Raw genomic sequence first — 20,383 nt, forward strand, 5'->3', positions numbered from 1 at the left:
TAATAATTAGTGGTACAATGTTTTATATTAAACATTTCCTCACATACTATGTTAGTTTTTATAAGTCCGGATTAACCTTTATAACAAATGCAAATATTGGTGTTATTAAACTTTGCGGCTGCCTTACAGGGCATATTCTTAACTTATTTAATCGCACACAATAAGCCCAAAGACACCAAATCCATAGTTCTTGGATCATTAACATTAGTGCTTTCCATCAGCCTTTTAGGTGGGATCTATGGTATGACAGGTTATTACAAAACCTTTCCCCATCTTATTAATGTTATTGATCCTTTGTTTTTGCTTTACGGTCCTTTATTGTACGTATATATCTTTGTGCTTACAAAAAATAAGCTACCACGGTTTTATCTGTTTCACGCCATCCCGTTCTTCATCTATATCATTTCGTTTATACCTCTTTATGTGAAGAGCGGGGAAGAAAAGATTCAGTTTGCTGAATACATTTTTTTGAATAACGAAGTTCCATTAGAAGCTTTGATTATGCAACTGGGTCGGGTCTTTTACATTACTATTTATGTTGTTATAAGTCTGGTTTTGGTAAAAGATCATCAGAAAAAAATTAAAAACAACTTTTCTGATATTGAAAAGATCTCTCTGTCACAGGCAAAAAAGATCCTTTATTTTTTCCTGTTTGTGTTGCTGGTAGCATTGATTTCATTTATGCTCGGTTATAAATTTTCCTACAGTTTTTCGGTTTCAAACAACATTATCGGATTCTTTGTGGGAATTATCATTTATGCGCTTGCATATTCCACCTGGCGGACTAAAAATATTCAGCTGTTAGATACAATGGATAGCAAAGGCTATCCTGATGATAACACATCCGTTTCAAAAGGGAAGGGGAGAAGCGTATTTATTTTAAACGATGATCAGATAAAGAAATATTCAAAACTACTGACAACGGTTATAGAAAAGGATAAAGCCTACATTGAAAATGATATCTCCTTAGCTGAACTAAGTTCAAAAATCAACATTCAACCTTATCAGTTGTCAGAATTAATCAGCCGGGTTTATGGTGAATCATTTTTCGATTTTATTAACCGGCACCGGATCGAAGAAATTAAATCACGTTTGGATGATCCAAAATCCGACTCATACTCTTTACTGGGAATTGCAATGGATTGTGGCTTTAATTCAAAATCATCCTTCAATACCGCATTTAAAAAGTTTACAGGTCTGACCCCAAGCGAATACCGCAAGCAAAAAATGGTTAGCCCGACTATCTAGATATTTACTGTCTTTTACCTGTTTTTCTCTTCAATACACCGGAGCAGGAAATTTTGAAGACATGTCACGCAAAACGTCCTGTTTATCAGTTTTTTGCCAAAAAAATCAAAATGATATTTTACGTTCTTTTCAAAATTGTGTGTGTCTTAAAAATCATCATTGTATGTATAATCCCCCACAATAAAATTGGGGTTTGGGATAATTTTTTTCTGAAAAACCAGCTTATTGTGATGTGGTAAGGTATAAGCGGCATTTTTGTCAGGAATTTTCATTGCTTCAAAATTTAACTATTTCATTAAATAGCCTGTCAGATAAAGAATAGGTTGGCTTTCATTAACTTATTCAACCCTGAAAATCGCATGAAAAATCATGCGCCCTTATCATTTTTATAGATAAGCATATACATACATTTTGGCCCACTATTATAATTCCGAACACCTGCATTGCTATTCCGAACTTTTGCCAAACTCACCTCCTCTACTTTTGTCAGCGTCCTTCAATTGAAGATGTACAAATAAGTGAAACACTAGTGATAATTGATATGAAATGCTTAGCAGAAAAAAAAATCTCACAGGAACACAGGCATGGCAAGTCGCGGCCGGACTTTATTTCTAAAGAGAAATGGATGATGTCCGACTTCATAAATCCGAACGTCCGACTTACTTAAAAACGTCGAACACAGGTGGCAGGGTCTGTAGATTTGCACCATAACAAATTATAAGTCAATAGAATGAAACTTTTACTACAAATTGAAGAAACAAGCATGCTGGCGCTCTCATTTTATCTGAGTCTCCTTCTTGGTTATAAATGGTGGATATTTATTCTGTTCCTGTTTGTGCCAGATCTGAGCATGCTGGCATACTTTTTCGGAAACAGAACCGGAGCATTTATATATAATCTGTTTCACTATAAATTTCTAGCAGTAATCCTTGGCATTTCAGGTTATCTGATCTCACTGCCATCTCTCGCATTTGCAGGTACTATTCTCTTTGGACACAGTTCTTTTGACAGAATCTTTGGATACGGATTAAAGTTCAAAGACGATTTTAAACATACACATCTTAGTATTAACAATAAATTTTATTCAAAATGAAGAAATATAATCTTATAAAATTGCTGTTTCTGCTAATTCCTGTTTTTCAGGGGTTTTCGCAGGAGAAAGTTACTATAAGCGGATTTTTAAAAGACGCGGATACAGGCGAAGGATTAATTGGATCAACAATCTATGTAGAGGAACTTAGATCCGGGACAACAACAAACCTTTACGGCTTTTACTCCGTCACCTTGCCTAAAGGAGATTACAATCTTAGATATTCCTATGTTGGCTACAAGAGCATTACCATTCCGGTAGAACTTTCCGAAGATGTTAACAACGATGTTGAGATGCATATGAAATCAACTCAAATAGATGAAGTTGTAATTCTGAGTGAAGGGGCAGATAAGAACGTAAGAAAAGCTGAAATGGGAGTCATGAAACTATCTCCCAAAGAGGCTAAAATGATCCCTGTGCTTCTTGGAGAACAGGACATTTTAAAAACCATTCAGCTATTGCCTGGTGTAAGTTCGGGCACCGAAGGAACCACAGGTTTTTATGTAAGGGGTGGAGGCGTCGATCAGAACCTTATCATTCTTGATGAAGCGACGGTTTACAGTGCATCACACTTAATGGGATTTTTCTCAGTCTTCAATTCCGATGCCATTAAGGATGTAGAGCTCTATAAAGGTAATGCTCCTGCCAATTATGGTGGTCGTCTCTCGTCCATCCTGGATATTCAGATGAATGACGGGAATTATAAAAAGTTTACAGCCTCAGGCGGACTAGGACTTTTATCTTCAAGGTTAACCCTTCAGGCTCCAATTGTAAAAGATAAAAGCTCTTTTATTATTTCAGGCCGCAGAAGTTATGCCGACATATTTACGGTATTTTCACGAAGCCGGACTCAAAAAAATACAGACCTCTATTTCTACGATTTAAATGCGAAAGCAAACTACAGGATCGACAATAATAACCGCATTTTTCTGTCAGGATATTTCGGAAGGGATGTTTTTAATATACACGACCTTTTTGCCTTGAAATGGGGCAACCAGACCGGAACGCTACGCTGGAACCATGTTTTCAACAATAAACTATTCAGCAATAGTTCACTTATATACAGCAACTATAATTACGGTTTCGGATATAATTTTTCCGATAATATGATTTACATTAATTCCGGGATCAGGGACATGAATGTTAAAGAAGATTTTCAGTGTTACATCAATACAGATAATACCCTGAAATTTGGATTTAATGCGATTCATCATACGTATCGTCCCGGAGAAATAGATGCAGGAAACAATGATCTCTTTAATTCAGTATTCATGGGCAGAAAACAAGCCTACGAAGGGGCAGCATATGTCTCACACGAATTAAGCATTTCCGATCATATAAATATTACTTACGGGTTAAGGTATTCCGGTCTTGCATCAGTTGGGCCCGATACTGTTTATACATACAACGAAAGAGATGAAATAACCAGCGCGGAAGCTTATTCCAAAGGAGACATCATTCAACTTTACAGCAATCTGGAGCCGCGTGCAACATTCAACTTTAGATTGAATACCAGGAATTCTGTCAAACTCTCATACTCACGAAACGCACAGTATGTCCATTTGCTGTCCAACTCCTCTGCATCACTTCCAACCGATGTTTGGATTCCAAGCAGTAAAAATGTAAAACCGCAGATCGCAGATCAGTTCGCTCTCGGGTTTTTCAGAAATTTTAAAGATAACATGTTTGAAACATCTGTCGAAGTTTATTACAAGAACCTCAAGAATCAGATCGATTATCAAAACGGAGCAGAACTCCTGCTTAACAAGAATGTGGAATCACAGCTTATTTTCGGTAAGGGCAGAGCCTATGGCCTTGAGCTTTTCGTGAAAAAGAGGACAGGCAAATTAACCGGATGGATTGGATATACGCTTTCAAGGACTGAAAAATCTATGGATGCCATTGACAATGGGGAGTGGTATCCTGCCAAATACGACAGAACGCATGACATTTCAATTGTTGGGATGTACCAGCTTAATAAAAAATGGAACATGTCTGCCACCTGGGTCTTTAATACAGGAAATGCGGTAACATTTCCAAGTGGAAAATACCAGGTAGATGAATTTACGGTTCCTGTTTACACTAAAAGAAATGCTTACCGGATGCCGGATTATCACCGGATGGATATTGGTGCAACTTACATACCCAAAAAGAAAAAGCGGTTTGAATCAAGCTGGAACTTTTCTGTATATAACGTTTATGGCAGAAAAAACGCATTTTCCATCACTTTCAGGGAGAACGAAAGCAATCCGAATCAAACAGAAGCGTTCCGACTGTCCCTTTTTCAAATGATACCATCAGTAACTTACAATTTTAAATTTTAAATCATGAAATCAGTTAAAACATACACTTTAATATTTGGCCTGGCAATAATATTATTCGGCTGCCAGGATGTAATTGAGATAAATCTTGACTCCATTGAACCCCGGCTGGTCATAGACGGATCTATAACAGATATCGATACAACGCTTGTCGTTAAACTAACCAAATCAGGCGATTATTTTGCCCCTGAAACTTATCCTAACGTGTCCGGTTCAACAGTTACTATTACCGACGATCTTGGCTATGCAAGTCAGCTTTTGGAAACAGCTCCCGGATTATATTCCGGGAACAGGACTGGTGAAGAAGGCCGTTCATACACCATGAAAGTAGAATCGGAAGGAGAAATCTATAATGCCACTGTTGAGGTGCCATATAAAGTCGCAATAGACTCGGTATCTTTTGAGCCAACACCGGCGTATATGGAGTTTTCGGGAGGATACATTATAAACTGCCATCTGCATGATCCGGCGAATATTGAAAATTACTACCGATTAAAAGTGTATAATATTGATGATCCGGCAGGTGCAAGCCAATCCCTGAAATTATTCGATGATGCATTTACTGACGGGCATGACGTTGTATTGCAATGGGATGTTGAACAGTTTATTCCGCTCAACAGAGTTGTGGTTGAACTACAAACACTAGATAAATCAACATACGATTACTACTTTGCGTTATCTTCTCTCTTCGAAGGCGGAATGATTGGTAATGCGAACCCTTCAAACCCAATAACCAATATTTCCAACGGAGCATTAGGATATTTCGGAGCATATACTGTAAGCCGGGATACTGTTCTGATTTTCCCTTAAGTATAAAACATTAAAGCACTAAAAATAATGAATACCATACAAACGGTTCTATCAGTAAAAAAGAATGCCCGTATAGCCGGTATACTTTACCTGATCATTATCATTGCGGGTTTGTTCAGCGAGATGTTTGTCCGGTCATCTATTGTTGTTCCAGGTGATGCCCTTACAACGGCACAAAATATACTTAATCACAGCGTTTTGTACCGGGTTGGTTTTGTTAGCGATTTAATCATGATTATGAGTGATGTTGCCGTGGCCCTGTTATTTTACCTGCTGCTAAAACCGGTAAGCAAAGGATTGTCTTTGCTGGCTGCATTTTTCAGACTGGGCCAGGCTACGGTGCTGGGTCTTAATCTATTGAATTACTATATGCCTCTGCTCATTTTCGGCGACAATACTTATCTGAGTAGTTTTTCCGGAGATCAGCTTAGTTCACTGGCCTTGCTGTTTATAAATGCGCATTCATACGGGTACCTTATCAGTGGTGTGTTTTTCGGTATTAGTTGTATAATAGTAGGATCTTTAATGTATAATGCCGAATATTTTCCTAAATGGTTGGGTATTCTGATAATTGCTGCCGGAATAAGTTATCTGGTTGACTGCTTCGTCAACTTCCTCGGACCTGAGTTTTCAAACGTAAGTGAGATACTGGTCGTGACTATAGCAGTTGCCGCAGAATTGACACTTTGTTTATATCTGCTGGTCAAAGGAATTAAAGCAGATTCAGGAAATCAAATCACTATGGCCTGAAAAAGAATTCATTTCAACCACTGCATCAGATACAATTGGTGCGGTGGTTTCTCATCTGTGCTAATAGTAACGAACGAACTTAAGAATTAATCAAACAAAGGCTTAAGTCTCTTCCAATTGCTAAACAAAAGAATGACATTCAACAGTGCCACAAAAATAGCCGGCCACATCTCTTTCAGATCACTGTTTAGAATACTGAACATCATAAATGCAACGGATAGTGGAAACAATGCAATAAGTATTGCCAGTGTCCATTTGTTTAAAATAAGCAGTGCCCCAACGAGTATTTCAAACATATAAAGATACGGAAGATACATGACGACTGCATCCAGAAATGCCTGCGTGTTCTGAGGCATGTCTCCATAGCTGTTGGGAATAAAGTGAAAGAATTTGTTTAATGCATAAGCGATCATAAATACACCCAGTACTACTCTTAAAGTAGCCATAATTTTCCCATTACTTTTCATAACCTAAAATTTAAATATGATAGTGGGCGTAAATTATCATCTTTAAATACCATAGGAGTAAACAATATGTGATATAGAAAGTTTATTCCGCGATCTTTAATTTCAATCCAAAACAGCAATGGATAGCAGTGGTTGAGAATACGTTTTCATCACCGATGCTGCACTGTAAAGTGAAAGCGTAATAAGGCTTCGTTAAAGTTTAAAAAAGCATAAAAGGCAGTTCCCGTTGTAGAGAACTGCCTTTTAAAAGATAAGTTGACATCGTTTATTCTATAACTTTAATTTCTGATTCAATAGGAATAGCCATTCTGTATAAAGCCTGTACTCCGCAATACTTTTCAGCAGAAAGGTTAACCGCTTTTTCAAGTTTATCCATAGGAAGATCCTTTCCTTTGAATTCGTAGGTTACTTTCATGGACTTGTAGTATTTGGGATGTTCTTCTGTGAGTTCTCCTTCAACTTTTATGTTCAGTCCATCATATTGCACCCTCATTTTATTTAAAATTGATACGACGTCCATTCCGGTACATCCGGCCAGCGATACCAGCATTAGTTTTTTTGGTCTTGCTCCTTTATCTTGCCCACCTACTTCAGGACTTGCATCTAATGTGAGTTTATGACCATCTAAATCAGTTGAGAAGGCCATGCCTTCGTCCCAGGATAAATTAATTTCGTTCTTCATATTTAGAATTTTATATATTTAACGGAGAGATTATAAAAAAGTTCAGAATTAATACAGGTTCTTTTCTTTGAGTGCCTGGATGGCCTTTTTTGCTGCATCCTGATGGCTCTCTTTCTTTGATGTGCCGGTGCCATCGGCATAAAGTTCATCGTTAATCAGAACCTGTGTGTAAAACGTAGGTACATTGTGTTTGTTGATGACCTCTTTAACCAGAGAAAAAGTGATTTCCTTTCTGTTTTTCTGGCTCCATTCCAGCAGCAGTGATTTATAATTGCTGTCTTTTCGTACCATGTTCTTCATTTCGTCAAGCTTTTTATAAAGCCTGGTCTCAACAAAGTTTTTACAATTATTATATCCCTGATCCAGATAGATGGCGCCAATCAATGCTTCAAGGGTGTTCCCCGGAATATTAGTGTTTGGATTGTTGCTTGTGGTTTTAACCAGTTTTTCCAGTCCAAGATCTTCGGCCAGGCTATTCAGAGTGTTTCTGCTGACTAACTTGGCCCGTGCACTGGTTAAAAATCCTTCATTCCTGTTGGGGTAGTTTACGTAAATGATATCTGCTACAATGGCATCCAGTATGGCATCACCCAGAAATTCCAGGCGTTCATTATTGGCATGTCTGCCATTCTTCTGTTTTATGGAAGTGGATTTGTGAATGAAAGCGAGATCATAAATATCCGGATCATTCGGTTTAAAGCCCGTAAGTTCTTGAATGACAAACGAAAAAGACTTTTCCTTTTTGGGCAGGAAAAGTCTTTTAATTCGTTCAATATTTTTAATCACTATTTATTCAGTGAATTTTTTTATGATGACAGAAGCATTATGCCCGCCAAATCCAAAGGTGTTGGACAAAGCAGCATTAACCACACGTTTTTGTGCTTTATGGAATGTGAGGTTAAGCTTTGAATCAATGTCAGGATCTAGTTCCTGAAGATTAATTGTTGGAGGAATAATATCTTCTCTTACTGCAAGGATACATGCCATAGCTTCTGCAGCTCCTGCAGCTCCTAAAAGGTGACCGGTCATTGATTTGGTTGAACTGATATTCAGATTATACGCATGATCACCAAATACTTTTTTAATGGCCTGAGTTTCGGCGATGTCGCCCAGTGGAGTAGCTGTACCGTGTACGTTTACGTAATCGATGTCTTCCGGTGTCATTCCGGCATCTTCCAAAGCACGTTGCATTACCAGAGCAGCACCAAGCCCTTCAGGATGTGGCGCAGTAATATGGTAAGCATCAGCCGACATTCCGCCGCCAACAATTTCGGCATAAATTTTAGCACCACGCTTTACGGCATGGTCATAATCTTCCAACATTAAACAGGCACCACCTTCACCCATAACAAAACCATCGCGTGTTTTACAGAACGGACGGGATGCTGTTTCAGGATTATCATTATTAGTGGAAAGTGCCTGTGCAGAATTGAATCCACCTACACCGGATTCGGTGATGGCAGCTTCAGATCCTCCGGTGACGATCATGTTAGCTTTGCCGAGACGGATATAATTCAGTGCATCTATGATTGCATTGGTTGATGAAGCACACGCAGAAACAACACCAAAGTTTGGCCCACGTAAGCCATATTTCATAGAGATATGTCCAGGTGCAATATCAGCAATCATTTTGGGAATAAAGAAAGGGCTGAAACGAGGTGTTCCATCGCCCTTTCCAAATGCTGTTAATTCCTGCTGGAAAGTTATGAGCCCACCAATACCGGCTCCCCATATAACGCCGACTCTGTTTTTGTCAACGGAGTCATCTTCCATTATACCGGAGTCTTCAATTGCCTGGGTGGCACTAACAATAGCGTACTGAGCAAATAGGTCCAGCTTACGTACTTCTTTGCGGTCAAAATATTCTTCAGCGTTATAGTTTTTAACCTCGCACGCAAACTTCGTTTTGAATAAAGAAGGGTCGAAATGGGTTATAATACCCGATCCACTTACTCCTTTAGACAAGTTGCCCCAAAACTCCTGTACTGAATTTCCTAGTGGAGTAATAGCCCCAAGGCCAGTGATTACAACTCGTTTAAATTCCATGCAAAAATTTTAAAATGCGATTAGTTAACCAGCGTTTTCTTCTATGTACTTGATAGCATCTCCAACAGTAGAGATGTTTTCAGCCTGATCATCAGGAATAGAAATATTGAATTCTTTTTCAAATTCCATGATCAGCTCAACAGTGTCAAGCGAGTCAGCTCCTAAATCATTAGTGAAGCTAGCTTCAGGAGTCACTTCAGTTTCATCTACTCCCATTTTGTCAACGATGATCGCTTTAACTCTTGATGCAATGTCAGACATAACTTTTTAATTTTAGTTAATAATTAGTTTCGAAAATATCGCTGCAAAGAAATATATTTTTTCTGTAATAATTAAAATTTTGTGACACAAAAATCATATTTTTGAGCAGTTTAACATGCAAGTTAAGAATTTTTATTGAAAAATAATATATTGTAAATGAAGAAATTAGCGCTCTTGGCAAGTGGTTCGGGTTCCAACGTGGAGAACTTCTATAATTATTTTAAAGATAACAATAATATAAACATTTCTCTTGTGCTGTGTAATAACCCAAGTGCCTTTGTTATAGGGCGTTGCAAGCGATTGAATATCCCATGCAAGGTGTTTAACCGGGATCAGTTTTACAAAACGGAAGAGATTATCGATATGTTAAATTTGTATTCCATTGATTTTATTGTACTTGCAGGCTTTTTGTGGTTGATACCGGAATACCTGATAAGGGCTTTTGATAAAAAAATGGTTAACATACATCCGGCATTACTGCCTAAATATGGAGGAAAAGGAATGTATGGCGATAATGTTCATAAAGCTGTTGTGGAGAACAGGGAAATAAAGTCAGGTATCACGATACATTATGTAAATGAACACTTCGACGAAGGCGAGATAATATTTCAGGCTGAATGTCCGGTTCAACCCACTGATACCTATGCCGAAGTAGCCTCAAAAGTACATGAACTGGAATATGCCTGGTTTCCTAAGGTGGTAGAAGAGCTGTTAAATGATTCACCAGAATCTTAGAAGGTAAACTATGAAGGTCAGATTGGCAATTCTAACTATAATTGTTTATATATCGTCGGTTTGTTCTGCGCAGGATATGGTCACAGACCGCCCGGATCAGACTGAATCGGCAAGTATCGTTCCTAAACTTCATTTTCAGTTGGAGTCTGGATTCGATTTTACGGATGCCAATTCATTGTCCGACATTAAAGATGTGAAAAGTATACAGTCGTTACTTCGGTTTGGGCTGACTTCTGCTTTGGAACTCAGGTTGGGTTTTTCAAACGAAACGGCCACATTAGTTAGTGATCCGGAAGGTAGTGTATCCAATATTCTGAATCCTGGATTTAAGTACAGAATATTTAAAGGTGCCGGAATTATTCCTGATGTGGCGGTAATGGGGTCATTTCTGTTGCCTGTTAAAACAGATGATGCGGATCATTTCTGGTCGCCTGAAGTACGCCTTGCTGCACAGCACGATCTGCTGGATGTTTTGAGTCTGGGGTATAACCTTGCACTTTTCTGGGACAATAAAAATTATGATACCCAAAAATTTTATTCGGTTACGGCTGGTCTGAATGTTATTCCTAAGACCTGTTTGTTTTTAGAGTTTTTTGGCGAAAATTATAAAACGCCCGGTAATGCCGGGTACATTGATTTTGGCTTTACCTACAGTATTATTAATAATCTTCAGTTGGACGGATATCTTGGTTACGGTCTGAACGATAATTCCAACAATATGTTTTGGGGAGTTGGTTTTACTGTAAGGCTGCCTAAATAGGCTCTGTTATTGCTTAAAATAACTGTCCAGCGTTTCACTTATTATTTTTGCAATTACCATCTGACCTTCCGGTTTAAGATGAATTCCGTCAATGGTTACGTAATCAAAGACGCCTTCAAGGTGTGGATATGTATTAATGTAAATGCAACCTTCTTCCTTTGCCACTTTTTTAAATTCCTTGTCAAGGTACTGAATCCTGTCGTTCCCTTTCAGGTATTTTTCGTGCAGTTCCGGGTGTGGGTTCATCGGTGGAGGTGAAACAATAAACAGCTTCGGGTGCGAGGCCTGATACACGGGATGCGCTTTTATCTTTGCGATAAGGGTACGCATGCTGTCCGGTACATTTTTAATGTTATCTGTAAAAACAGCTTTGCAGTCATTGGTTCCCAACATAATAACGATGGCATCCTGTTTCCCGCTGTATGCATAAGCTTCGTCCAGGTAACGGTCAATGTTCCTGAGCGTATTTAATGCAGGTCTGTTCAGATTATCATAGCCGATTGTATTGCCTGATATGCATGAATTATAGATAAAGTCATCAAATCTGACTTTTTTAAGCTGGGTGACCCAACCGAAATAAAACTCTCCGTTGGAATCTCCAACAGCCAGAATGTTTTTGCTTTCAGCAGGATTCAGTGCCACGTCGGTTAACATTTCGTGTGTGCCTTCAAAAATAGTCAGTTCTACGATATCTTTATAGTATTTACGGTACTGGATTATCCTGTCTCCTAATTTTTCCTTTGTCAGAGCCGGAAAATTCTGTGATGTAACAAGGGTGATCATGTCACTTTCCGGAACAATGGATTCTGTTGCGGTCGGATCAAAATCGTTAACTACTTTATTGTAGAATTTAATGGATTGTGTTACCGGAACCGAGCCGGTATAACCATCATGAATACCGGTGTAAATAGAAAGTTTGGAATTTTGTCGTTTTGCAACCGGAGTTTGCATAAAAAGAGGTGAGCGCTTTATGGCCTCTCTTTTATTAATGTAAGATCCTTTTGGCCCAAATTTCTTTCCGGTGGTGGCAATGGCAATATCCCTTGCATATTTATTGCCACGTCCTTCCGATTCATTAAACCATGCTTCAAGGTCAGAAATCGGAACCCAGGCAGAGAATGTTTTTACCGGGTATTTTGTGTTCATGTAAGCCAGTAATGTGGCATATCCGCCACCACTAACGCCAATAATATGGATTTCGGTTGTGTCAACATTGGCATGTTTAATGGCGTAAGCTATGGCGTCATCAATATCCTGAATGACAAGAGGACTTCCGCAGGCATCAGGTTTGTTGTTGGCTCCACGGAAATCAGGATGTATGTATGTATAACCTTTTTGTATGCATTCCCACGATAATGTATCTTTTTGCGTGTAATCGCCGCTCCAGGTGTGCAGGCTTATAATTAACGGAGTCGGTTTGTCTGAACCGGACATAAAGAACATGGCTTTCTGTTCTGTTCCGTCAGCTGTTGAAATAATTGAAACTTCCTTGCATTCTGCCGGCCAGTCTTTGTGAGTTGTGTTGTCCCATTTCGGATCATCCTGCGCAGCAATGTTTAAACTAAGAATCAGTAAAGAGAACAGGATACTTTTAAATATTTGTTTGAAGTTCATTTTAAGCAAGTTTTAAAAATGCACGTAAAAATACAAAACCAACCAAAGGAATGAAAATCCTGCTAAGAATGATTGGTTTTTTATTGTAAATTTGAGGTTCAGGTGAAAGCCTGGGATGAACCTCAAAAATTGATGTACCATGCGAAGACTAATGTTTGCCCTCATTTTAATGCCTGTTATAACTGTCGTTCAAAGTCAGGCGCAACAACCGGATTATGGTAAAAAAGTCGACAGTTTGTTGTCGGTTATGACCCTGGATGAGAAAATCGGACAGATGAATCAGTATAACGGATTCTGGGACGTAACCGGTCCGGTTCCCACGGAGAAAAGTACAAAAGAGAAATATGATAATATTTTATCGGGGAAGGTTGGCTCGGTGCTTAATGTGCTTGGCACTGATGAAGTGCGTAAAATGCAGGAATTGGCTGTAACCAAAAGCAGGCTTGGTATACCTTTGATTTTTGGGTTTGATGTTATTCATGGCTATCGTACCTTGACCCCAATTCCTTTGGGAGAGGCGGCAAGCTGGGACCTTGTTGCCATAGAAAAATCTGCAAGAATAGCGGCGCTGGAAGCTTCAGCTGCCGGACAGAACTGGACTTTTGCCCCAATGGTGGATATTTCACGCGACGCCCGCTGGGGACGAGTGATGGAAGGTGCCGGGGAAGATCCTTACCTGGGAAGTCTCATTGCCAAAGCCAGGGTTAAAGGTTTTCAGGGTGATGATCTTTCAGCGAATAATACCATTATAGCCTGTGCGAAACACTATGCCGGTTATGGTTTTGCAGAATCAGGTAAAGACTATAACACAGTTGATGTTGGGACATCTACAATATATAACGTGATCATGCCTCCGTTCAGGGCAGCTGAGGAAGCTGGCGTAAAAACGTTTATGAATTCGTTTAATGAACTTAACGGTATACCTGCAACGGGGAATGAATTTTTACTGCGTACTATATTAAAAGGTGAGTGGGGATTCGAAGGCTTTGTGGTTTCTGATTGGGGATCAATCTCTGAGATGAGGGCTCACGGTTTTGCCAAAGATAACAGAGATGCAGCAAAAAAGGCAGTGAAGGCCGGATGTGATATGGATATGGAATCGTATGCCTATATTAATTACCTCAGGGAATTGGTGGAATCCGGAGAGGTTGATATAAATCTGATCGATGATGCGGTCAGGCGCATCCTTCTCGCCAAATATGAGCTGGGATTATTCGATGATCCTTATAAATACTGTAACCCGGACAGGGAGAAAAAGATAATAGGACAGGAGAGCAACAGAAAGGCAGCTTTGGATATGGCAAAAAAATCCATGGTGTTACTAAAAAACGACCAGATGCTATTGCCTTTGAATAAGGAAGGAATGAAGATTGCGCTCATCGGTCCGTTGGCTGATGATAAGGATAGTCCACTTGGTAACTGGAGTGGGGATGTGATTCGGAATTCGGCAGTTTCTGTTCTGGAAGGAATGGAAAAGTTTGAAGGTAACCAGTTGCGCTTTACAAAAGGTGTTCAACTGGTGAATAGTAAACCTGCATTGGCTGCGGGAGTTTCAATCAATAACACCGATACTGCTATGCTTGCAGAAGCAGTCAGTCTGGCCAAAAATGCAGATGTTGTAGTTATGGTGCTTGGGGAACACGGTTTGCAGAGTGGAGAAGGCAGAAGCAGGGCTTATATTAATCTACCGGGTTTACAGCAACAATTACTGGAAACGGTATATGCTGTAAATCCAAACATTGTTCTTGTTCTTATGAATGGAAGACCTTTGGCTATTCCCTGGGCAGCAGAACATATTCCGGCAATTCTTGAAGCCTGGCAGCCGGGAAGCATGGGAGGACAGGCTATTGCTGAGGTGTTATACGGGGAATATAATCCGTCAGGAAAACTGCCCATGTCCTTCCCCAAAAGTGTGGGGCAATTGCCATTGTACTATAATCATAAAAGTACCGGCAGACCCGGACCTAAAAAGGATGTGTATTGGTCACATTATATCGACCAGAGTAATGAGCCGTTATTCCCATTCGGTTTTGGATTAAGTTATACGGATTTTAAATATTCTGATTTGCAGGTTAAGGCTACATCTACACCGGAGGTATTTGTTGCAGTCATGGTTCAGAATACAGGGGAAATGTCTGGAGAGGAAGTGGTGCAGCTTTACATCAGGGATAAAGTTGCAAGTGTTACCAGGCCTGTTAAAGAGCTGAAAGGTTTTAAGAAGATACAACTCAAACCCGGGGAAAGCCGTAAGATATCATTCATTCTGACGAAAAATGAACTTGGTTTCTATAATAATGAAGGCGATTTTATTTTTGAACCCGGAGATTTCGATATCTGGGTAGGAACCAGTTCGGTCGATGGGTTACATACGTCCCTTTATGTTGACCAACAGGACGAATAGCAGAAATAGTTTTTAATCCCGGTCTACATCTTGACAGTGGCAAAGCTGTTTTAAGCCTTATTTATCTGTTCTTTTTAACCATTTTTCGGCCAGAACAGGCCAGGTTTCGCCTGCCAGTGAACCTTTTCGTAATCCGTAGCCATGGCCGCCTTTGGGCAGTATATGAAGTTCAACCGGAACTTTGGCATCACGTAATGCAGTAGCCATAACCAATGCACTGTTGCTGTAAGGATCGTCTGCAGTAGCAAATATAAACATAGGAGGCGTATTCTTATCCACTTTTAATTCAGGTGTGAGGCTCCTGTTTTCTCCTTTGTCTAAATATGCAGGATAGATGAGCATGGTAAAGTCCGGCTTGCACGAAACGGTATCTATAGCATCCTGAGCCGGATAGGTCTGTTCGCTGTACAAGGTAGAGGCACGTGAACTTAAACTTCCTCCGGCAGAAAATCCCATTACGCCAATTCTGTCCTTATCCAGTTGCCAGTCAGATGCATGACTCCTTACAACCCGTATAGACCGTTGCACATCCATTAATGCACCTGCCTGTTTTTGCGGGACCCTGTATTGCAATACAAATGCTGTATATCCAATGCTTGTTAACCATTCTGCAATCTCATACCCTTCTTTATCTATAGCTAAAATACTGTAACCGCCACCCGGGCAAACCACAAATGCACCTTTGTTTTTTACGTCAGGTTTTGGGTCGAACCGAACCAGAACAGGATTGGTAACTTCAGCAATGCGGGTGGTATTGCCGCCGTTATTTGAACTGATCACGGCAGAATGTTTTGGTACTGCTTCCCCGGGAACCTTATCCGGCCATATATATAATGTGTCTGTTGCTTGTCCGAATGTAGCAATTTGTACCGTCATTAAAACAATTACAAGTGTACGCCATTTCATGGGAATCAGTTTTTAAGTTTGGATCACAAATTTAATAAACATATTGGGAGTTTCTGCTTTCCCAAACCAATATTGAATTTGTTTATGTTTTATTAATGCGTTATTTTTGAGTAATTATTAACGAATTAAAACTTCACGGTTTACAAAAAAGGCTGTCCGAACGATTTCAGACAGCCTTTTCTCTCATCTATTAAACTCCAAATTCCCTAATTGGGAATGCCTTTCGTGTGCAGGGTAAACGTAAATATACTTCCCTCGCCCTTGCGACTTTCAACTTTAATGTCGCCATTATTTTTTTCTACGAATTCTTTACACAAGATTAATCCCAGGCCGGTTCCCTCTTCCTGTGCCGTTCCGTATGTTTTCACTTTTTCTGATATTTTAAATAGCTTTGAAACTTTATCGTCAGACATGCCAATGCCGGTATCGGTAATAGAAACATCTATTCGTCCTCCGTTTAACTTCGATTCTTTGCATGAAATTTTAACTTCACCTCCCTGGTTGGTAAATTTCAACGAATTGGAGAAAAGATTTCGAACTACGGTGTGGATCATGTTTTTGTCAGCATATACATAGGTGTCTCTAGGGACATCTGATTTTATTTTTATCATTTTGCTTTGAGCATGATCCTGTTGCATTTCCAGGATATCTCTGCTTATTTCTTCAAGATCGAAATATTCTGGTTCATAGTTTATGTTTCCGGTTTGAACCCTGGCCCAGTCAAGCAGATTCTGAAGCAACTTATAGGCATTCTCTGATAAACGTCTGATCCTGTTCAGGAAATTCATTTTCCCTTCGTTATCCAGTTCCTCAAAATCTTCTATCAATATTTCCGAAAATCCAATCAGCGTGTTAAAGCTTCCCTTCAGGTCGTGACCAATAATTGAGAAGAATTTATCTTTCGTGGCATTGGCTACTTCAAGTTCTTTGGTTCGTTGAAGTACTTTCTCTTCAAGTGACGCATTTAGTGAGGCCAGCTCCTTGTTTTTGCTTCTTATCTGGTTTTCCTGAACATAGCTTCGGATCGCTTCTTTAATAGTTAGCGCAAGGTCTTCTTTGTCCCAGGGTTTGGGAATATAACGGTATAACTTGGCCCAGTTGATAGCGTTAGCAACACCTTCAACACTTGCCTGTCCTGTAAGTAATATTTTATGTGTCTCAGGAGAGATTTCATGAATTTTCTTTAGTAATTCATCACCCTTCATGTAGGGCATAATATAATCTGAGATAACCACCGGGATTTTATATCCTTCTTCTCTCAGTTCATTGAATATTTCAATGGCCTCTTCCGGATTGTCTACTGTTTCAATGATAAATTTGCTGCCCCAGGTATCTTCAAGCTGGTCTTTTAGTGCATCCAGAATCATCTCTTCGTCATCAATGCAAAGAATAACTTCCTTTTCGCTTACTGTATTTTTTGTTTCGAATTTCTGCATGGCGGATCTGATGGTTTCTATCAGGTTTTCCTCATGCCATGGTTTATTGATACATGAAAAGAGGTTTGCATTTTCAATGGCATTTTGAATTGCCTCTTTCGAAGCATGTCCGGTAAGCATGATGGGTACAATTTCAGGATATAACTGATGAGCCTGAACCAGAAACTCATCACCTTTCATGCCTGGCATAAGCCAGTCTGATACAATAACAAGTATGTCAATGTTTTCTTCGCTCAGCTCCCGAAGCACTTCGTTTGCTTCATCGGCATTTTCGGCGGTTTCATAAATAAGATTGTCACCGAAATTCTTTTCGATCTGTTCTTTCAGGCTTTCCAGAATAATCGGTTCATCGTCAATGCATAAAATTGCTCTTTTCTTTGACATGGCATTAATTTTTTGGAAGTTCAATAGAAAACGTAGTGCCTTTATTTACTTCAGTATCAATGGTAATTATGCCATTATGCTTCTCAACAATGCGTTTAACAATATCGAGCCCTATTCCTGTTCCTTCTCCTGATGCTTTTGTTGTGAAAAAAGGCATAAAGATCATATCCCTTATCTCGTCGGGAATACCACATCCGGTATCCCTGAATTCTGCTATTACAGTATCTTTTTTATCTATAATACTTATATATATTTTCCCCTTGTTGTTCATGGCGTGGATGGCATTCGTGATCAGGTTATTCCAGACCTGACTGATTTCATCCGGATAGACATATATGAATGGCACCTTATCATAATTTCGTATAATCTCTACACCATGTTTCAGTTTGTTGTGGTTCAGTGTAATAATAGTTTCTATGTTATCAATAATATCTGTTTGTGATTTTTTCCCATCCGGTGTTCTGTGGATATATTTCTTAAGTGCTGCAACAACCTGTGATGCCTTCTCTGTTGCAATAGATATATTTTCACTGTTTTTAAGAACCGAAATCATACTTTTTGCCGATTTCAAGACCTTGAGAATATCAGTCTTATTGGTGTAGCTTAAAATTGTGTCTAGCTGATCCTGTTGATTCAGGTAGACAATGATATCGGCAATCGCATTTCCATTTCCGTTACCTGATCCGTTTATCTGCTTTTCAATCTCTTTCTTCAGCTGTCTTTTCTCGCGTGATCCTAAGGTGTGATTGGTAAAGCCGTTGTAATTCTGAAGCAACAGTTTTAGCAGGTTCATTTCATCATTTGAAAATTGTGCAAGGTTATTTTCTATATTATCAATCAGTTGAGTAAAAGAGGTTTTGATATTGGAATTTGAAGCATTTATTGCGCCCAACGGAGTGTTTACTTCATGGGCGATTCCTGCAATTAACTGCCCAAGCGCTGCCAGTTTCTCAGTATTAATTAACTGTGACTGGGTTGCTTTAAGGTCCGTAAGCATTTCTTCAAGTTCACTGTTTTTCCATTCGAGCTCAAAGTGTGCTTTTTCGATGGCCTTTTCAGCGTCTTTTAAGTCAGTTACATCTTTCGAAATTCCAAATGTGCCAATCAACATACCTGTATTGTCATATAAAGGTTTTTTTGTGGTATGAACCCAGGTGATTTTCCCGTTAGGCCATACTTCTTTCTCTACCTGAATGATCTCTTTACCGGTTCTCAGTATCTCCTGCTCATCGTCAAATGCCTGCTGTGCGTGTTCTTTGGCAAAAAAATCAAAGTCTGTTTTGCCAATTAATTCGTTTTGATGTTTTACACCAAATACTCTGAGTGTGGATCGGCTGGCCATAAGGAATCTGCTTTCCAGATCTTTAAAGTAGATGTACGCAGGCATTTCATCCATTATTTTTTCAAAGTAAAATTCTTTGTTGTGATTTTGGGATACAGCATTATATTGTCTGCCTGTTACCTCAAACTGTTGAAGTATTCTGTCCGGTTCATCTGATTCATATGGTATAATGGCAATCGCATTAACTTTTATATGCAGTGGTTTGCCTGATTTATGGAAGCGTTCACTGTAATATGTTACATTGGGCAGTGCATTATTTATAAGTTTTGCCAGTTCTTTTTTTTCGGGTTTTATGTTTCCCGGAGGTGTTAAATCTATTGTAGTCAATTCCAGTATTTCATCTGGAGTGTATCCAAGTAATTCTGCAAATGCTGGATTTATCTTATAAATGGTTCCCTGAATGTCCGTAATAATACTGGGAGTTACCGAGTATTCAAAGACCATATCCAATGTGCTTACTTTATTTAACGTATTGCTCACAATCAAGTTTATTAATCAGGAAACAAATATAAAATAAAAATTAAATTAACACAAAATTAATACAAAATAATTATAGGTTAATTATGAGTTAACATTAATATGGCCTCCATTAATTCGCTCAGATTTAGTAACTTTATTTATTGAAAAATATAAAACATGTTATACAGCACAATTTCAGGGGATTAAGGAATGGTAATAAAAAAGGGGTAAAAAAAGATTGAAAAAAGTTTGGAGAAATGGGATAATAATGATTTTCTTTGCAGCCGCTTTTGGAAGGGGTAGAGACCCTGGAGAGTTGGTCTTGAGTTTTGGTAAAAAATAAATCATTAATGATTTGGAGGCAAAGGAAAGAAGTATTAATTTTGCCACACTTTTTTCGGCCAATAAAAAACCGGGCCCTGCGCTTAGGTGATTTAGAGTGTTTGAGAGGGGTAAAAAAAACGAAAGGCGCAATAAAGAGCGTAAACGTTCATTGAGGAATTGTAAAGTCTTATAATAAGGTAAGAAAGAAATTTAAAACAAGCGAACCGTCATTCAATTGAAGAGCGAGGGGATCGAAGCTCTAAGGAAATTTATAACTACAACGAAGAGTTTGATCCTGGCTCAGGATGAACGCTAGCGACAGGCCTAACACATGCAAGTCGAGCGGG

General features: G+C 39.1%; 18 protein-coding genes and 1 rRNA gene. 9 read left to right on the forward strand and 10 right to left on the reverse strand.

The features are described from left to right. Window positions 1–87: 87 nt before the first annotated feature. Window positions 88–1,248: a helix-turn-helix domain-containing protein gene (locus tag ACE1ET_RS16390; protein ID WP_375729503.1), complete on the forward strand. Its 1,161-nt coding sequence runs from the start codon at window positions 88–90 to the stop codon at window positions 1,246–1,248. A 146-nt stretch (window positions 1,249–1,394) separates the two neighbouring features. Here ACE1ET_RS16390 and ACE1ET_RS16395 read toward each other — a convergent pair whose 3' ends face one another. Continuing rightward, on the reverse strand, window positions 1,395–1,520 hold the full coding sequence (locus ACE1ET_RS16395) for a hypothetical protein (RefSeq protein WP_375729504.1): 126 nt from the start codon (window positions 1,518–1,520) through the stop codon (window positions 1,395–1,397). A 458-nt stretch (window positions 1,521–1,978) separates the two neighbouring features. On the opposite strand from ACE1ET_RS16395, the gene ACE1ET_RS16400 reads away from it, so the two are divergent. The 4 genes from ACE1ET_RS16400 to ACE1ET_RS16415 are packed head-to-tail and all read left to right on the forward strand — an operon-like array spanning window position 1,979 to window position 6,219. Beyond that, window positions 1,979–2,341 carry a DUF4260 domain-containing protein gene (locus ACE1ET_RS16400; protein ID WP_375729505.1) on the forward strand — a complete coding sequence of 121 codons (363 nt, stop codon included), beginning with the start codon at window positions 1,979–1,981 and terminating at the stop codon, window positions 2,339–2,341. Further along, window positions 2,338–4,662 carry a TonB-dependent receptor gene (locus tag ACE1ET_RS16405; RefSeq protein ID WP_375729506.1) on the forward strand — a complete coding sequence of 775 codons (2,325 nt, stop codon included), beginning with the start codon at window positions 2,338–2,340 and terminating at the stop codon, window positions 4,660–4,662. Before ACE1ET_RS16400 ends, ACE1ET_RS16405 begins: the two co-directional genes overlap by 4 nt. A 3-nt stretch (window positions 4,663–4,665) precedes the next feature. After that, on the forward strand, window positions 4,666–5,469 hold the full coding sequence (locus tag ACE1ET_RS16410; RefSeq protein ID WP_375729507.1) for a DUF4249 domain-containing protein: 804 nt from the start codon (window positions 4,666–4,668) through the stop codon (window positions 5,467–5,469). A gap of 27 nt (window positions 5,470–5,496) precedes the next feature. After that, window positions 5,497–6,219, forward strand: coding sequence for a DUF4386 domain-containing protein (locus tag ACE1ET_RS16415; protein WP_375729508.1), 723 nt, complete (start codon window positions 5,497–5,499; stop codon window positions 6,217–6,219). Between the two features lie 86 nt (window positions 6,220–6,305). On the opposite strand, the gene ACE1ET_RS16420 is transcribed toward ACE1ET_RS16415, so the two are convergent. The 5 genes from ACE1ET_RS16420 to ACE1ET_RS16440 all read right to left on the reverse strand — a co-directional run bounded on the left by ACE1ET_RS16420 (window position 6,306) and on the right by ACE1ET_RS16440 (window position 9,675). After that, entirely contained in the window at window positions 6,306–6,686 is a 381-nt protein-coding gene (locus tag ACE1ET_RS16420; protein WP_375729509.1) for a DoxX family membrane protein, read from the reverse strand. A gap of 265 nt (window positions 6,687–6,951) precedes the next feature. After that, window positions 6,952–7,368 carry an OsmC family protein gene (locus ACE1ET_RS16425; RefSeq protein ID WP_375729510.1) on the reverse strand — a complete coding sequence of 139 codons (417 nt, stop codon included), beginning with the start codon at window positions 7,366–7,368 and terminating at the stop codon, window positions 6,952–6,954. Window positions 7,369–7,416: 48 nt separating this feature from the next. Further along, complete coding sequence (gene rnc / locus ACE1ET_RS16430; protein WP_375729511.1) at window positions 7,417–8,154, reverse strand: ribonuclease III; 738 nt, start codon at window positions 8,152–8,154, stop codon at window positions 7,417–7,419. A gap of 3 nt (window positions 8,155–8,157) precedes the next feature. Further along, window positions 8,158–9,414, reverse strand: a complete 1,257-nt coding sequence (fabF, locus tag ACE1ET_RS16435) for a beta-ketoacyl-ACP synthase II (RefSeq protein ID WP_375729512.1) — start codon at window positions 9,412–9,414, stop codon at window positions 8,158–8,160. A gap of 24 nt (window positions 9,415–9,438) precedes the next feature. After that, window positions 9,439–9,675, reverse strand: coding sequence for an acyl carrier protein (locus tag ACE1ET_RS16440; RefSeq protein ID WP_375721626.1), 237 nt, complete (start codon window positions 9,673–9,675; stop codon window positions 9,439–9,441). A gap of 156 nt (window positions 9,676–9,831) precedes the next feature. Between ACE1ET_RS16440 and purN the strand changes: the two genes are divergently transcribed. Next, window positions 9,832–10,410 carry a phosphoribosylglycinamide formyltransferase gene (gene purN / locus ACE1ET_RS16445; RefSeq protein WP_375729513.1) on the forward strand — a complete coding sequence of 193 codons (579 nt, stop codon included), beginning with the start codon at window positions 9,832–9,834 and terminating at the stop codon, window positions 10,408–10,410. A 10-nt stretch (window positions 10,411–10,420) separates the two neighbouring features. Beyond that, window positions 10,421–11,170, forward strand: coding sequence for a transporter (locus tag ACE1ET_RS16450; RefSeq protein ID WP_375729514.1), 750 nt, complete (start codon window positions 10,421–10,423; stop codon window positions 11,168–11,170). A gap of 6 nt (window positions 11,171–11,176) precedes the next feature. On the opposite strand, the gene ACE1ET_RS16455 is transcribed toward ACE1ET_RS16450, so the two are convergent. Beyond that, entirely contained in the window at window positions 11,177–12,784 is a 1,608-nt protein-coding gene (locus ACE1ET_RS16455) for an SGNH/GDSL hydrolase family protein (protein ID WP_375729515.1), read from the reverse strand. Between the two features lie 139 nt (window positions 12,785–12,923). On the opposite strand from ACE1ET_RS16455, the gene bglX reads away from it, so the two are divergent. Beyond that, window positions 12,924–15,185 carry a beta-glucosidase BglX gene (gene bglX / locus ACE1ET_RS16460; RefSeq protein ID WP_375729516.1) on the forward strand — a complete coding sequence of 754 codons (2,262 nt, stop codon included), beginning with the start codon at window positions 12,924–12,926 and terminating at the stop codon, window positions 15,183–15,185. A 57-nt stretch (window positions 15,186–15,242) separates the two neighbouring features. Here the strand turns inward: bglX and ACE1ET_RS16465 are convergent, their stop codons facing one another. The 3 genes from ACE1ET_RS16465 to ACE1ET_RS16475 all read right to left on the reverse strand — a co-directional run bounded on the left by ACE1ET_RS16465 (window position 15,243) and on the right by ACE1ET_RS16475 (window position 19,733). Continuing rightward, entirely contained in the window at window positions 15,243–16,091 is an 849-nt protein-coding gene (locus ACE1ET_RS16465) for an alpha/beta hydrolase (RefSeq protein WP_375729517.1), read from the reverse strand. Window positions 16,092–16,297: 206 nt separating this feature from the next. Then, window positions 16,298–17,911: a sensor histidine kinase gene (locus tag ACE1ET_RS16470; protein WP_375729518.1), complete on the reverse strand. Its 1,614-nt coding sequence runs from the start codon at window positions 17,909–17,911 to the stop codon at window positions 16,298–16,300. Window positions 17,912–17,915: 4 nt separating this feature from the next. Beyond that, on the reverse strand, window positions 17,916–19,733 hold the full coding sequence (locus ACE1ET_RS16475) for a sensor histidine kinase (RefSeq protein ID WP_375729519.1): 1,818 nt from the start codon (window positions 19,731–19,733) through the stop codon (window positions 17,916–17,918). Between the two features lie 580 nt (window positions 19,734–20,313). Between ACE1ET_RS16475 and ACE1ET_RS16480 the strand changes: the two genes are divergently transcribed. Further along, window positions 20,314–20,383: ribosomal RNA gene (locus ACE1ET_RS16480) — 16S ribosomal RNA — on the forward strand; the annotation flags it as partial.

It is taken from the genome of Quyinboa mangrovi (assembly GCF_042219825.1).
GTDB lineage: Bacteria > Bacteroidota > Bacteroidia > Bacteroidales > UBA5342 > JBHJHP01.